Source organism: Brevibacillus sp. SIMBA_040 (genome assembly GCF_046535075.1).
Lineage (GTDB): Bacteria > Bacillota > Bacilli > Brevibacillales > Brevibacillaceae > Brevibacillus.
Genome location: NZ_JAWRXI010000379.1, coordinates 1 through 242, shown reverse-complemented (window position 1 = coordinate 242; position 242 = coordinate 1). Strand labels below are relative to the sequence as shown.

Annotated in this window: 1 protein-coding gene; it reads left to right on the top strand. The window is 26.0% G+C overall.

The window, feature by feature from the left end; genetic code table 11:
* A partial coding sequence (locus SB752_RS33175) for a hypothetical protein (protein ID WP_410719624.1) occupies positions 1 to 242 on the top strand: 242 nt, incomplete at both ends.

The window sequence follows — 242 nt, the reverse complement described above, 5'->3', positions numbered from 1 at the left end:
ATAGTATATTTAACTTTAGATTCTTCAAAAACACCAGATAGATTTGATTGGACAGAAGACGAGATAGAAAAATTAGAAGATAAAATTGTCTTAATTCCTTCAATGATTGATAAGATTCCTAATCTTGTGGAAGATTTTTTAAATCCAGCTACGCTTTTAGTAAGAGATTTAGATATTAATTCTACGATTAGGCAATATTCAAAATTAATTCAATACCTAAATTATAATTCGATGGATTCAAT